Origin of the sequence: Blattabacterium sp. (Nauphoeta cinerea), assembly GCF_000471965.1 — a bacterium.
In the GTDB taxonomy this organism is placed as follows: Bacteria; Bacteroidota; Bacteroidia; order Flavobacteriales; family Blattabacteriaceae; genus Blattabacterium.
The window spans coordinates 578,455-593,046 of sequence record NC_022550.1 but is presented as its reverse complement, the minus strand read 5'-3'; the positions used below and the strand labels follow the sequence as shown (position 1 = coordinate 593,046).

At 25.3% G+C, this 14,592-nt stretch carries 10 protein-coding genes and 1 pseudogene; 7 read left to right on the top strand and 4 right to left on the bottom strand.

Annotation, left to right across the window (positions count from 1 at the left end; translation table 11 throughout):
• Positions 1-16 precede the first annotated feature (16 nt).
• The 3 genes from alaS to odhB are packed head-to-tail and all read left to right on the top strand — an operon-like array spanning position 17 to position 6,705.
• The gene (gene alaS, locus K645_RS02930) at positions 17-2,695 is read left to right on the top strand and encodes an alanine--tRNA ligase (RefSeq protein ID WP_022565392.1); all 2,679 of its coding nucleotides are present in this window, start codon (positions 17-19) and stop codon (positions 2,693-2,695) included.
• Between the two features lie 50 nt (positions 2,696-2,745).
• A complete protein-coding gene (locus tag K645_RS02925; protein ID WP_022565391.1) occupies positions 2,746-5,469 on the top strand; it encodes a 2-oxoglutarate dehydrogenase E1 component in 2,724 nt (907 codons plus the stop codon).
• A gap of 12 nt (positions 5,470-5,481) precedes the next feature.
• Positions 5,482-6,705, top strand: a complete 1,224-nt coding sequence (gene odhB / locus K645_RS02920) for a 2-oxoglutarate dehydrogenase complex dihydrolipoyllysine-residue succinyltransferase (protein WP_022565390.1) — start codon at positions 5,482-5,484, stop codon at positions 6,703-6,705.
• 40 nt (positions 6,706-6,745) lie between these two features.
• On the opposite strand, the gene K645_RS02915 is transcribed toward odhB, so the two are convergent.
• The 3 genes from K645_RS02915 to K645_RS02905 are packed head-to-tail and all read right to left on the bottom strand — an operon-like array spanning position 6,746 to position 8,670.
• Positions 6,746-7,306 carry a hypothetical protein gene (locus tag K645_RS02915; RefSeq protein WP_022565389.1) on the bottom strand — a complete coding sequence of 187 codons (561 nt, stop codon included), beginning with the start codon at positions 7,304-7,306 and terminating at the stop codon, positions 6,746-6,748.
• Positions 7,307-7,314: 8 nt separating this feature from the next.
• Positions 7,315-7,983, bottom strand: coding sequence for an alpha/beta hydrolase (locus K645_RS02910; RefSeq protein WP_022565388.1), 669 nt, complete (start codon positions 7,981-7,983; stop codon positions 7,315-7,317).
• Between the two features lie 9 nt (positions 7,984-7,992).
• A complete protein-coding gene (locus K645_RS02905) occupies positions 7,993-8,670 on the bottom strand; it encodes an ABC transporter ATP-binding protein (RefSeq protein WP_022565387.1) in 678 nt (225 codons plus the stop codon).
• A gap of 115 nt (positions 8,671-8,785) precedes the next feature.
• Between K645_RS02905 and sucC the strand changes: the two genes are divergently transcribed.
• From sucC to nth, 4 genes and pseudogenes are all read left to right on the top strand, one after another.
• Positions 8,786-9,985 carry an ADP-forming succinate--CoA ligase subunit beta gene (gene sucC / locus K645_RS02900; RefSeq protein WP_022565386.1) on the top strand — a complete coding sequence of 400 codons (1,200 nt, stop codon included), beginning with the start codon at positions 8,786-8,788 and terminating at the stop codon, positions 9,983-9,985.
• A 14-nt stretch (positions 9,986-9,999) separates the two neighbouring features.
• Complete coding sequence (locus tag K645_RS02895; RefSeq protein WP_022565385.1) at positions 10,000-11,427, top strand: AAA family ATPase; 1,428 nt, start codon at positions 10,000-10,002, stop codon at positions 11,425-11,427.
• A 57-nt stretch (positions 11,428-11,484) separates the two neighbouring features.
• Positions 11,485-13,607, top strand: a pseudogene (locus K645_RS03170) (ATP-dependent Clp protease ATP-binding subunit).
• Entirely contained in the window at positions 13,604-14,245 is a 642-nt protein-coding gene (gene nth / locus K645_RS02885) for an endonuclease III (protein ID WP_022565382.1), read from the top strand. The pseudogene K645_RS03170 and the gene nth overlap by 4 nt, the downstream one beginning before the upstream one ends.
• Here nth and K645_RS02880 read toward each other — a convergent pair.
• The gene (locus K645_RS02880) at positions 14,242-14,592 is read right to left on the bottom strand and encodes a DUF3127 domain-containing protein (protein ID WP_022565381.1); all 351 of its coding nucleotides are present in this window, start codon (positions 14,590-14,592) and stop codon (positions 14,242-14,244) included. The genes nth and K645_RS02880 overlap by 4 nt on opposite strands.

Sequence of the window (14,592 nt, the reverse complement as noted above, 5' to 3'; positions counted from 1 at the left end):
ATACAAATATAATGAAATGAAATATAAATTTATAAAAGATACTTTTCTCAATTTTTTTCAAAAAAAAGAACACAAAATCATTCCTTCTTATCCTATTTATTCAAAAAATGATCCTTCTATTTTTTTTGTTAATGCCGGAATGAATCCTTTTAAAGACTATTTTTTAGGGCATGTAAAACCTGAGTATCCTAGAATTGCGAATATTCAAAAATGTCTTAGAATAACTGGAAAACATAATGATTTAGAAAATGTGGGATATGACAATTATCATCATACAATGTTCGAAATGTTAGGGAATTGGTCTTTTGGGGATTATTCTAGGAAAGAAACCATAGAATGGGCTTGGGAATTATTAATCAAAGTATATAATATTCCCAATAAAAATATTTATGTATCTGTTTTTGTTGGAGATCAAGAAGATAACCTATCTATGGATAAGGAAACTTTCAAATATTGGAGAACTTTAATTGACGAAAAGAATATTCTTTTTTTTGGAAAAAAAGATAACTTTTGGGAAATGGGATTAACAGGCCCTTGTGGTCCTTGTTCAGAGATTCATATAGATTTACGTAATGATAAAGAAAAACAAGTATTGCCTGGTAAATATCTAATTAACAAAAAACATCCTAAAGTAATAGAAATTTGGAATCTTGTTTTTATAGAATTTATACGAAAATCAGATGGAACATTAAAAAAACTTTCTACAAAACATGTAGATACAGGAATGGGGTTGGAAAGATTATGTATGGTTTTACAAGGAAAAGTTTCTAGTTATGAAACTGATATTTTTTATCCTATTATTCAAGATATAAAAGATTATTTAGGAAATATTTATAATGAAAAGAATTTTGATCAAAAAGTGTCTTTACGGATTATAGCAGATCATTTAAGGGCTATTGTTTTTTCTATTTCAGATGGGCAATTACCATCCCATAATGGGGCCGGTTATGTGATTCGAAAAATACTAAGGAGGTCCGTTATTTGTGCCAGACGTTTTTTTGATCAAAAAAAACCTTTTATTTATCAATTTGTCAATTCTTTGGTAAGAGAAATGAAAAGTTCTTTCCCAGAATTAGAAAAGAAAAAAAAATATATACAATACATTATCAATGAAGAAGAATTATCCTTTCTCAATGTAATTGAAAAAGGAAGCAAAAAAGTTCAACATATAATTAATAAACATAAAGAAAAAAAAGAAAAAATTGTTGATGGAAAGAAAATTTTTAAATTACACGATACTTATGGATTTCCTATAAAATTATCTAAAATATTAGTTGAAAATAGTAATTTATCTATTGATGAAAAATCATTTCAAAAAAAATTGTTAGAACAAAAAGAAAGATCCCAAAAAGAAAATAACTCAATGATAAAAAAAGATTGGATTAAAATCCATGATAATTTTCATATCAATCAAAATTTCGTAGGATATAATTGTACAGAATGTGATATTTTAATATTAAAATATAGGGAAGTAGAAAATAAATTAAAAAAAATTCATTATTATGAATTAGTTTTTTCTCAGACCCCTTTTTATCCTGAAGGTGGAGGACAATTGGGAGATGTGGGCATTATAAAAAATGAATTTGAAAAAATTGATGTGTTCGATACTAAAATTGAAAATTCCATTATTATACATCATGTTCAAATATTACCTTCAAATATTTTTTCTTCTTTTAAAGCCATCATAAATCAAAATAGAAGATCAAAAATAGAAAAAAATCATACTTCTACTCATTTACTACATTTTTCTTTAAAAAAAGTTTTAGGAGATCATATTCAACAAAAAGGCTCTTATGTAGGAGACGATTATCTAAGATTTGATTTTTCTCATTATAAAAAAATAACATATCAAGAATTAAACGAAATAGAAAATTTCGTTCAGGAACTAATTTTTTCTGATCTTTTATTAGAAATAAAAACGTTTAATTCTTTACAAGAAGCTAAAAAAAATACTTCATTTGATTTTCATGGGATAAATGAAATATTTCAAGAGAAATATAAACAAAAGGTTAGAATTATTACTTTTGGGAAATCTTCTGAATTATGTATTGGGACACATGTTAAACGTACTGGATTAATTCATATTTTTGAAATATTATCAGAATCTTCTATATCACATGGAATACGTAGAATTAAAGCTATAACTGCTAAAAAAGCTGTTCAACATTTGAAATCTATTCGTGATCAATATCAATCTTTGAAAAAGATAATGAAATCCCCAGAATCTCCCATAAAAAGTTTGTTAATTTTGCAAAAATCTAATGAAAAATTAAAACAAGAAATATCCAAAATAAATTTACAGAAAATAAAAATATTAAAAAAAGAATATTCTTTGAAAGCAATACAATTATCATCTTCTATAAAATACATATGTGAAATTGATCCTCATGAAGAAAAAGAAATAAATATTATGAGAAAAGTAGTCTTAGACTTAAGACATGAGATAAATAATTTGTTTATGATTATAGGGTTTACAAAAAATAAAAAAGTGATTATTTTTATATCTATTTCTGATTTTGTTATCAAAAATAATAATATTCATGCTCATAAGATTATATGTGATATGGCTGCTTATATACATGGAAAATATTGGGGTAATTCTTCTTTCGCTACAGCTATAGGGACTAAAAAAGATGGATTGAATTTAATTTTAAAAGATGCAATTGCGTGTCAGAATCATTTAAATCATCAATAAACTTTGATAGATATTTAAAATGCTTAAATTTGAAATAAAAAAATGAGTATATGAATGATAGATATTCTTTTCTAAATGCCATTCATTTTAAAGATATAGAATTTCTATATAATAAATATAAAGAAAATCCTAATTCAATAGAATCAAGTTGGAGTGCCTTTTTTCATGGATTTGATTTTGGAAAAGAAAACTATAAAAATATTCAAAATGTTATAGAATCAAAAGATATACAAAAAGAATTTTTAGTATATGATTTAATTCATGCTTATAGAAAAAGAGGCCATTTTTTCACAAATACAAATCCTATTTTACAAAATAGAAAAAAGCATATCCATTCTTTAGATTTGATGAATTTTGGATTATCTGAAAAAGAATTAGATACATATTTTAATGTTGGAAAATTAATAGGGATAGGGAAAACTTCGTTAAGAAATATAATTCATCATTTAAAAAAGATTTATTGTGGATCTATAGGAATAGAATATATGTATATTTCTGATCCTGAAAAAATTCATTGGATTGAAAAATGGTTTTTTAAAGAAAAATTACAATTTTCTACAGAAGAAAAAAAGTTTTTTTTGAAAAAATTAAATGAAGCTGTTACTTTTGAAAATTTTATTCATACAAAATTTGTAGGTCAAAAAAGATTTTCTATAGAAGGAAATGAATCCACGTTACCTGCATTAGAAGAAATGATAGAATATACATCCGACAGATATCTCACAGAAGAATTTATAATTGGAATGTCACACAGAGGTCGTTTGAATATTCTTTCTAATTTTTTTGAAAAAAATTACTCTCAGATATTTATTGAATTTCAAGGAAAAGAATATAAAGAAAAAAATTTTTCTGGCGATGTTAAATATCATTTAGGATTTTCTAAAAAAAGAAAAACTCGCAAAGGTAAATATATTAAACTAAATTTAGTCCCTAACCCTTCTCATTTAGAATCTGTGGATGCTATTGTAGAAGGAATTACACGTGCCAAAATAGATATTACTTATAATCAAAATACCAATAAAATTATTCCTATTTTAATACATGGAGATGCAGCTTTATCCGGTCAAGGAATTGTATATGAAGTCCTTCAATTATCTCAATTAAAAGGATACAAAACTGGAGGGACAATTCATATTGTAATTAATAATCAAATAGGATTTACCACAAATCCTAGTGAAGGTCGTTCCAGTATGTATTGCACTGATATAGCTAAAATACTTATGTCACCAGTGCTGCATGTAAACGCTGATGATGTGGAATCTGTTATTCGAGCTATTTATTTTGCTGTAGATTTTAGAATGCGTTATCAAGAAGATATTTTTATAGATTTATTGGGGTATAGAAAATATGGACATAATGAAGGAGATGAACCTAGATTTACTCAACCTTCTTTATATAAAGTTATTTCAAAACATACTAATTCTTATGAATTATATAAAACAAAATTGGAAAAAGATAAAATTGTCAGTCATAATGATATAAAAAATATGAAAAAGGAATATGAAAATATTCTTAATGTGAAATATCATGAGGCCAATCACATTAAATGGAATGTGTTGAATTCTTTTTTAGAAGAAGAATGGAAAGATATTCCTATCGTGTTTAATAATGAAGAAATTTTAAAAGAAGTAGATACACGATTTTCTATCGAAAAAATTATAAAAATATCCCATAAAATTTTTTCCCTTCCCAAAGAGAAGAAATTTTTTAGAAAAACGGAATTCATTTTTAGAAAAAGATTAGAAATGATAAAAAAAGAATTGGTGGACTGGAGTATGGCGGAATTATTAGCTTATGGGTCACTTTTATATGAAGGATATCATATTCGTTTATCAGGAGAAGATGTAGCAAGAGGCACATTTTCTCAACGTCATGCTGTTATTAAAACAGAGAAAGAAGAAGAAATTATTCTTCTGAACCAAATTTGTGAAAAACAAGGAAAAATACAAGTTTTGAATTCTCCTCTTTCAGAATATGGAGTTTTAGGCTTTGATTACGGATATGCCATGTGTTCTCCTCATGTTTTAACTTTGTGGGAAGCTCAATTTGGAGATTTTGGAAACGGGGGACAAATCATTATAGATCAATATATTTCTTCTGGAGAAAAGAAATGGAAAATTAGAAATGGAATTGTATTGTTACTTCCTCATGGATATGAGGGGCAAGGGCCTGAACATTCTTCTGCACGTATTGAACGTTATTTACAACTTTGCGCAAATAATAATTTATTTGTAGTTAATTGTACTACCCCATCTAATTTTTATCATCTTATAAGAAGACAAATGAAATTAAAGTTCAGGAAACCTCTTATCGTTTTCACTCCTAAAAGTTTACTTAGAAACACAAAATGTTTATCCACAATAAAAGATCTTTCCACAGGAATATTTCAGGAGATATTAGATGATCCTTATGTAAAAAAAGTAAATAAAATTACAAAATTAATTTTTTGCTCTGGTAAAATATATTATGAATTATTGAACAAAAGAGAATATATTCAAGATGAAAAAACAGCATTGATTCGGATAGAACAAATTTATCCATTGAAAATGGATGAGATTAAAAAACTTATAGATAAATATGAAAATAAGAAAGAAATTTTTTGGGTGCAAGAAGAACCAGAAAATATGGGATTATGGAGTTTTATTTTAAATAAATTAGGAGGTATCATTTCATTTAAATTAATAGCTCCATCTGAAAGTTCTAGTCCATCTACAGGATCTTATCCTGATTTTTTAAAAATTCAAAATAAAATATTAAAAAAAGCTTTTTTTTAAAATATTTCAATTATGATAATACAGATAAAAGTCCCTTCTCCAGGAGAATCAATTACAGAGGTTGAAGTTTCCGCATGGCTTGTAAAGAACGGAGATTATGTTCATAAAGGCCAAACAATAGCAGAAATAGATTCAGATAAAGCGACTTTAGAAATCTCTGCAGAAGAAAATGGAATAATTACTTTAATGATAGAAAAAGGAGAAAGAGTAAAAGTTGGAGATGTTTTATGTATTATCGATTCTTCAAAAGAAAAAATAAAAGAAAAACAAGAAAATGTTATTTATGAACAAAAAAATCCTGTTGAAAAAGATCCTATCAAAACTTCTTTCAAAATTCCTTCTCCAGCTTCAAAAAAAATTTTAAATGAAAAAAATATTTCTATAGAATCTATTCAAGGAACTGGAAAAGATGGAAGAATAACAAAAAAAGACTGCATTTCTCATTTAGAAAAATTAGAAAAAAATGAAACATCTTTTATTTCTAATATGAACAGACCTATTTATAGATCTAAGACAAGTATCCCTCTTTCTTCTTTAAGAAGAAAAATTTCTGAAAGGTTAGTTAATGCAAAAAATCAGACCGCTTCTCTCTCCACATTTAATGAAGTAGACATGCGAGAGATTTTTATTATTCGAAAAAAATATAAAGATATTTTTAAGAAAAAACATGGAGTCAATTTAGGGTTTATGTCTTTTTTCACTCTTTCTTGTGTTAGAGCCCTGCAACTTTATCCAGATATTAATGCGACGATTAGTGGAGAAGAAAAAATTCATTTTGAATATTGTGATATTAGTATTGCCATATCTGGTCCTAAAGGATTAATGGTCCCTGTCATTAGAAATGCAGAATATTTATCATTTCGTGGAATAGAACAAGAAATATACAAGTTATCAACACGAGTTCATAATGGAACAATATCTATAGATGAAATGACGGGGGGGACTTTTACTATTACTAATGGAGGAGTTTTTGGATCCATGTTATCAACTCCGATTATAAATCCCCCACAAAGCGCTATATTAGGAATGCATAAAATTATGGAAAGACCTGTAGTGATTAATGGTTCGATTGAAATACGTCCTATAATGTACTTAGCTTTATCTTATGATCATAGAATAATTGATGGAAGAGAATCTGTAGGATTTTTAGTATCTATAAAAGAATCCATAGAAAATCCTGTTAAATTTTTGATGGGAGGAAATGAAGAAAATATTTATAAAAAATTAGAATTGTAAAAATCATGAAAATTTTTTGAATAAGGATTATTCGTTTAGATTAAAATTTTTTTCTAACATAAGGATTAGGTTTATTTATATTTCCTATATTCATTTTTTTCATTTGTATTTTTATGATTTGAATTTGGTTATGTAATAAACCAGAAATATCCATTTTTTTGGCTTCTAACAGTAGAAATTCAGCTTTTTTTTTATTTCCTTTTGATAAGGACGCTATTGCTAAATTTAATTTTGCAATAGCTATATTTTGTTTAAATTTTAATCCTAAATCTAAAGCTTTCTGCATATAATTTTCTGATTGAAAAATATTATTTTCTGAATATAAAATTCCATTCAAAAAATAATAATAAGCCATTTGATTTTTAGTGAGTTGTAATTTAGGATTTTTAATGTGTCCTAAATATTTTTTCAATCCTTTCATATCTTTTTTCCGTATTTTAAAAAAAGCTAATAATAAAAATTCATTTCTAAAAATAAAAAAAACAGGGATTAAACTTAATAAAAATAGTATATATCCATACGTATAATTTTTTATAAAAAATAAAAAAATAGATACCAATAAAATGAATATAAATAATGTTAATTTTGAATATTTACTCATGATTTATGTTATTTTTCAGAATAAATATGTTTCTCTTTAATCCAATTAATAAGATCTTGATAATTTGTATCATTTAAAGTATGTCCAGATTCATATTCTTTATAAAATAAAGAAAGGACTTTTTTTTGTTTTAGAAATTTCAATCCCTTTTTTACCCAATCTACAGGGATTATCGTATCATATTTCCCATGAGATATGAAAAATTCTAAATCTGTATAATGATTTATTTTTTTTGGAAAAAGACTATTTTCTAAATATCCACTTAAAGCAATTACTTTTTTTATTTTATCAGAATTTTTTAACGCAATAGCATAACTTAGAATAGCTCCTTGGCTAAAACCACATATCCATACTGGATTTTTTTTCAATTTATACTCTTTTATGGCTTCATGTATAAAAAATGATATTTTGTCAATAGTTTTTTTTGCCTGTGTTATATTAATGAATTTTTTTTCGTTATCAAAATCTATATCATACCAAGAGTATTTTCCCGTTTCAATAGAATAAAAACCTTGAATACTAATTATAAAAAAATCTTCTGGAAGATCTTTTTTAAAAGAAAAAAGATCTTTTTCGTTACTACCATATCCATGGATCATTAAAAAGAGAGTACTTTCTTTTCCACTTACAGGTTTTTTTATAATATGTTTAATAGAAAGTTTATTTTTTAAAAGCATAAGACATTTTTATTTATCAATTTTATATATTATACCATTTTCTATTTTTAGTTTTTCATCAGCCATATTTGCTAACTGTAGATTATGAGTGACAATTAAAAAAGTTTGTTTGAATTGATGATTCAGTAAAGAAAAAAAATTGTGTAATTCTTCTGCATTTTTTTGATCCAAATTACCAGAAGGTTCATCCGCAAAAATTATTTTCGGATTGTTTATCAAAGCTCTTGCTACAGATAATCTCTGTTTTTGTCCTCCAGATAATTCTTCTATCTTTGAATTCTCATACTTATATAGGTTAAACTTTTTTAATAAATTTATAGCTTTTTTTTTAACATATTCTTTATTTTTTTTATTGATAAGACCTGGTAAACAAATATTTTCTAATACAGTGAATTCGGGAAGAAGTTGAGGAGTTTGAAATATAAAACCTATTTTTTGATTTCTTAAACTAGAAAGTTCGTCATCTGTCATAGATAATATTTCTTTCTTGTTTATTTTTAAAATAGTTTTTATTTTTTTATTTATGGTTGGTTTTTCTAAAGTCCCTAAAATATGTAATAAAGTACTTTTTCCTACTCCTGATTCTCCCAAAATACATACCATACTTCCTTCTTTTACCATTATATTCACTCCTTTTAAAATTTCGTTTTTTCCAAAAAATTTGTAAATATTTTTAGCCTGAATCATTTTTTCGTAAATTTAAATTTCTTCTTTCTTAATTTAAAAAAGAAATTATAAAGCTAAAAAAACGTCATAAAAATAAACGAATTTTAGTAAAAATTTAATTTAAAAATTATTTTACATGAATTTATATGAATACCAAGGTAGAGAAATATTGAGTTCTTTTTCAATTCAAGTTCCTTATGGAAGATTAGTCTCTTCACCTGAAGAAGCTGTAAAAGTAGCTGAAATTATTTTCAAAAAAACTAATAAAAACTCTTTAGTCATTAAAGCTCAGATTCATGCTGGAGGTAGAGGAAAAGCTGGTGGTATTCAAATAGCAAAAAGTTTAAATGAAGTTTATGAAAAATCAAAAAACATTTTAGGAAAATTTTTAGTGACTCCTCAAACTTCAAAAAAAGGAAAATTAGTTAGAAAAATTTTATTATCTGAAGATGTTTATTCTTCTGAATCTAGCCCTCCCATAGAGTATTATTTGTCCATATTATTGAATCGTGATATAGAAAAAAATATGATTCTTTATTCTATAGAAGGAGGGATTAATATAGAAGAATTATCAAAAAAAAATCCAGATAAAATATGTGTAGAAGTAATAGATCCGATATTAGGACTTCAATTTTTTCAAACAAGAAAAATAGGTTTTAATTTAGGAATTTATAATAATGAATCTATAAAAAATTTTAGTATTTTTCTTTTTTCTCTTTATAAAGCTTATATAACTTACGATGCTTTATTATTAGAGATTAATCCTCTAATAAAAACATTTGATAATAAATTTATACCAGTTGATATAAAAATTGTTTTGGATAATAACGCTTTGTTTCGTCATAAAAAATATGATTTGATTCAAATAGATGATATAGAAATTATTGAAAAAGAAGCTATTGAATCTAAGTTAAATTTTTTAAAGTTGGAAGGGAATGTAGGATGTATGGTAAATGGGGCTGGATTGGCAATGGCTACTATGGATATGATTAAGTCTTGTGGCGGAGTCCCTGCTAATTTTTTAGATATAGGAGGTTCTGCTGATAGAGAACGTGTAGAAAAAGCTTTTTACTTGATATTAAAGGATAAATCTGTAAAAACAATATTGATTAATATATTTGGAGGAATTGTACGTTGTGATACAGTTGCAGAAGGAATTATAAATTCTTTTTCTAAAATTTATCAGGATATAGAGATCCCTGTAGTTGTTCGTTTACAAGGAACAAATGAAAAGGTGGCAAAAAAATTAATTAGAAAAAGTTTATTACCGATCTATTTTACTGATACTTTGAAAGAAGCATCTTATAAAATTCAAGAAATTTTGCATTTAAAATAAGATTTATTTGATTTATGAATAACAAAATTTTTTCTGTATTATCTGAAAAATATAAACCATTAAAATGGAATGAAGTAATAGGACAAAAAGATATAATTCTTGTTTTAAAAAAAGCAATACAAGAAAATCGTTTATCTAAAATTTTATTTTTTTTGGGTCCAAAAGGAGTAGGAAAAAGTACATGTGCACGGATTTTATCAAATGAATTAAATTCTTTTTCAGGATTAGAAGATTTTTCTTTGAATCGATTTGATATCGATGGTTGTTTTAATAATTCATCTGAATATATTTATAGAATCATAAATCAATCTCGTTTTGTTCCTAGAATAGGGATGTATAATATATTCATTATTAATAATATACATATGTTTTCTCTATATTTTTTCAATATTTTTATCAAATTTATAGAAGAGAGACATCCGCATATATTATTTATTTTTTGTGGGGAGGAAGAAAAAAAAATCCCAAAATTGATTTTATCACATTGTCAAGTGTATGAATTTCAAGCTATTTCCACGAAAGAAATTTTTATACATTTGAAAATGATTGCGGAAAAAGAAAATTTAGAAATAGAAAACGAAGCGTTATTGATTTTGTCGAAACATGCAAAAGGATCTATTGGAAAAGCTGTTTATTTATTTAATAAATTAATTTTGTATAGTGAAAACAAAATATCCAAAGAATTCCTGATTCAAAAATTAGGAATTATTGACATTAAATATTATTTTAAGATAGTAGATTGTCTTTTAAATAAAAAAATGCATGAAATATTTATTTTGTTGGGTCAAATTTTACAAAAAAAAACTGATTGTTATAATTTAATTATAGGATTAATTAAACATTTTAGAAATTTATTTTTATCTAAAAATAATAAAACCATTTCTATTCTAAAATTTAGAAAGGGGATAATATTCTCTTATATTACGCAATCAAATAAAATTTCATATTTTTTTTTAATGAATGCTTTGAAGATTTGTTTTAGACTAAAAAAAGAATATGAAAAAATTCATCAAAATCATCGATTGATAATTGAAATCTATTTAATGCAATTATCATATTTATTTTATAATCATAATTATAATCATAATATGATGAAAAAATTGAACTTTTACAAAAAAATTGGAAAATTTATACAGAAATTTTCTGGTAAAATAAATCCTGTTCATTTATATTTTTTAAAAAATGAGACACAATTCAAAATGGAAAAAAATAAAATATTTTTTATAATTCCATATAAATTAGAAGATCGAAATCTTTTGTTAATTCAAACATATTTTTTGAAGTATTTTAAAGAAAAATTCAATGATCCATATTTAGAATTTGAAATTGTGAAAAAAAATTCAAATACGATAAAGCAATATAATCTATTATATAAGAAAAATAAATTAGTAGAAACATTAGTAGAACGATTGAATTTAAAAATTTCTTCTTCTGAAATATAATTTGTATAAATGAAAGAGATATTTTATCTTTTTTTATTTATTTAATGATTTTAATTTATGATTCATTATTCTTATTATTCTCCAAATAATGTAATTTCTTTATCTTCTGTTTATTCCGATGAAGATATTGAAAATGATAGTTCTACTTCTTCTTATGGGTTTGGTGGAAGTGGAACAGGTTCTGGTTATTATGGGGGGGGAGGCTCTTCAATCAGAAGTAAAACTCCTGTTCTAGATAATTTTGGAAGAGATTTAAATTCTATGGCCATGGAAGGTAAGTTGGATCCAGTAGTAGGAAGAGATAAAGAAGTAGAACGTGTATCCCAAATATTGAGTAGAAGAAAAAAAAATAACCCTCTTCTTATAGGAGAACCTGGTGTAGGTAAATCTGCAATTGCTGAAGGATTAGCATTACGTATTGTACAAAAAAAAGTTTCTAGAGTATTATACAATAAAAGAGTGGTTGTATTAGATTTAGCAAGTTTAGTTGCTGGAACTAAATATAGAGGACAATTTGAAGAAAGAATGAAAGCTATTATAAATGAATCAGAGAAAAATACAGGATTAATTCTTTTTATAGATGAAATTCATACTATGATTGGAGCAGGAGGGACTACAGGATCATTGGATGCTTCAAACATATTTAAGCCGGCTTTAGCAAGAGGATATATTCAATGTATTGGCGCAACTACACTTAATGAATATAGACAATATATAGAAAAAGATGGAGCATTAGAAAGAAGATTTCAAAAAATTATTGTGCAACCTTCTTCTGAGAAAGAAACTATAGAAATTTTAAAAAAATAAAAGGAAAATATGAAAGTCATCATAATGTTCTTTATACAGAAGAAGCGATAAAAGCTTGTGTGCATCTTACTGTACGATATATTGTAGATCGTTTTTTACCTGATAAAGCAATTGATGCTTTAGATGAAGCAGGGTCTCGTGTTCATATAAAAAATATAAAAGTTCCACAGGAAATAGTTCTTTTAGAAAAAGAATTAGACAGTATTCGAAAAGAGAAATCTAAAATGGTTAAAAGTCAGAAATATGAAGAAGCGGCTCGTTTGAGAGATACAGAAAAACGTATAGAAAAACAATTAATCAAAGCCCAAAAAGAATGGGAAGAATCTTCTAAGAAGAATAAAGAAATTGTGTCAGAAGAAAATGTTGAAGAGGTAGTATCTATGATGAGTGGAGTTCCAGTAAACAAGATCGCTCAAGCTGAAATGAAAAAATTGAGCAAAATGATAGATATATTAAAAGAAAAAATAATAGGACAAGATGAAGCTGTTGAAAAAATAGTCAAAGCAGTTCAAAGAAACAGAACTGGATTGAAAGAACCTAATTCTCCTATAGGTTCTTTTATTTTTTTAGGACAAACAGGAGTAGGAAAAACTTATTTAGCAAAAATTTTTTCTAAAGAATTATTTGATTCAGAAGAATCATTAATTCGTATAGATATGAGTGAATATATGGAAAAATTTTCTGTATCTAGATTAATAGGAGCCCCTCCAGGTTATGTGGGTTATGAGGAAGGAGGACAATTAACAGAAATTATACGTCGTAGGCCTTATTCTGTAATATTATTGGATGAAATAGAAAAAGCGCATCATGAAGTATTTAATGTATTATTACAAATATTAGATTATGGATGTGTAACAGATAGTATTGGTAGAAAAATAAATTTTAAAAATACTGTAATTATTTTTACTTCAAATGCAGGAACACAACAATTAAAAGAATTTGGTCAGGGGATAGGTTTTTATACTCAGGCAAGAAAACTTAATAATCATATTAAATATGTATTAGAACAAGCTTTAAAACGAACTTTTTCTCCTGAATTTTTAAATAGAATAGATGATATCATTATTTTTAATTCTTTAACAAAAGAGGACATATCAAGAATTACTCGTATAGAATTAGGAAAAGTTATTTTTCATGTATCCAATTTAGGTTACCAATTAGTGTTGTTTCCTAAAGTAATAGATTTTATTCAAAAAAAAGGATTTGATCAAGAGTATGGAGCACGACCTTTAAAAAGAGTGATAGAAAAATTTATAAAAAATCCAATATCAGAATATATAATCAGTGAAAAATTAAAAAAAGGAGATAAAATTTCACTAAAAATGAATACAAATAATGATAACGTAGAAATTTTTATTTCTAAAATAAAATGAATTTTATTTCAAAAAAAATAAAAATTATTGAGAAAATATTGAATTTTTTATATCCTAATCCAATTAGGACTTTATATTATATTAACGAATATACTTTACTAATATCTATAATATTAACTGCTAGAAGTCAAGAAAAAAAAGTGAACGAAATTACAAAATTTCTATTTCAGAAGATAAATTCCCCTATGGATACAATTTGTATTTCTATTGAAAATATAAAAAATATTATAAAAAATATAGGACTTCATCACACAAAATCCAAAAATATTTATGATTTATCTGTAATATTAGTGAAAAAATATAATGGAATTATTCCGAAAAACATTTCGGAATTAAAATCTTTACCTGGAGTAGGGCACAAAACCGCATCTGTTTTTTTATCTCATGTCTCTGATGAATTTGTATTTCCTGTGGACACTCACATTCATAGAATGATGTTTCGTTGGAGGTTGAGCAATGGAAAAAATGTTAAACAAACAGAGAAAGATGCAAAATGTATTTTTAAAAAAGAAAATTGGAAAAAATTACATTTCCAAATGATTTCTTATGCCAGAGAATACTCTCCATCTCAAAAATGGGATACCAAAAAAGACATCATATACCAGGAATTATTAAGAAACAATTTAATTTTTAATTAAAAAGGCAAATCATCAAAATCATCGGAAGACAAAGAAGAAGATGGAGTAGAAGAAGTCTTATTTGAAGTTCCTGCAAAATAATGTTCTATTTTCCATCCTTGGATAGAATTAAAATATCTAACAATTCCTTTAGGATTTGTCCATTCTCTTCCTCTAATATTAATAGATATTTTTATTTTATCTTTTAATTTTATATTTTTTAATAAATCTACTTTATCTTGAATAAATTCAATTAATACATTTTGAGGATATGGTTCTTCAGTGGTGATAACTATTTCTCTTTTTTTAAAACCGCTATCAAATTTTTGAACATCAAATAATTTTTTGACTATTCCTATGATTTCCAT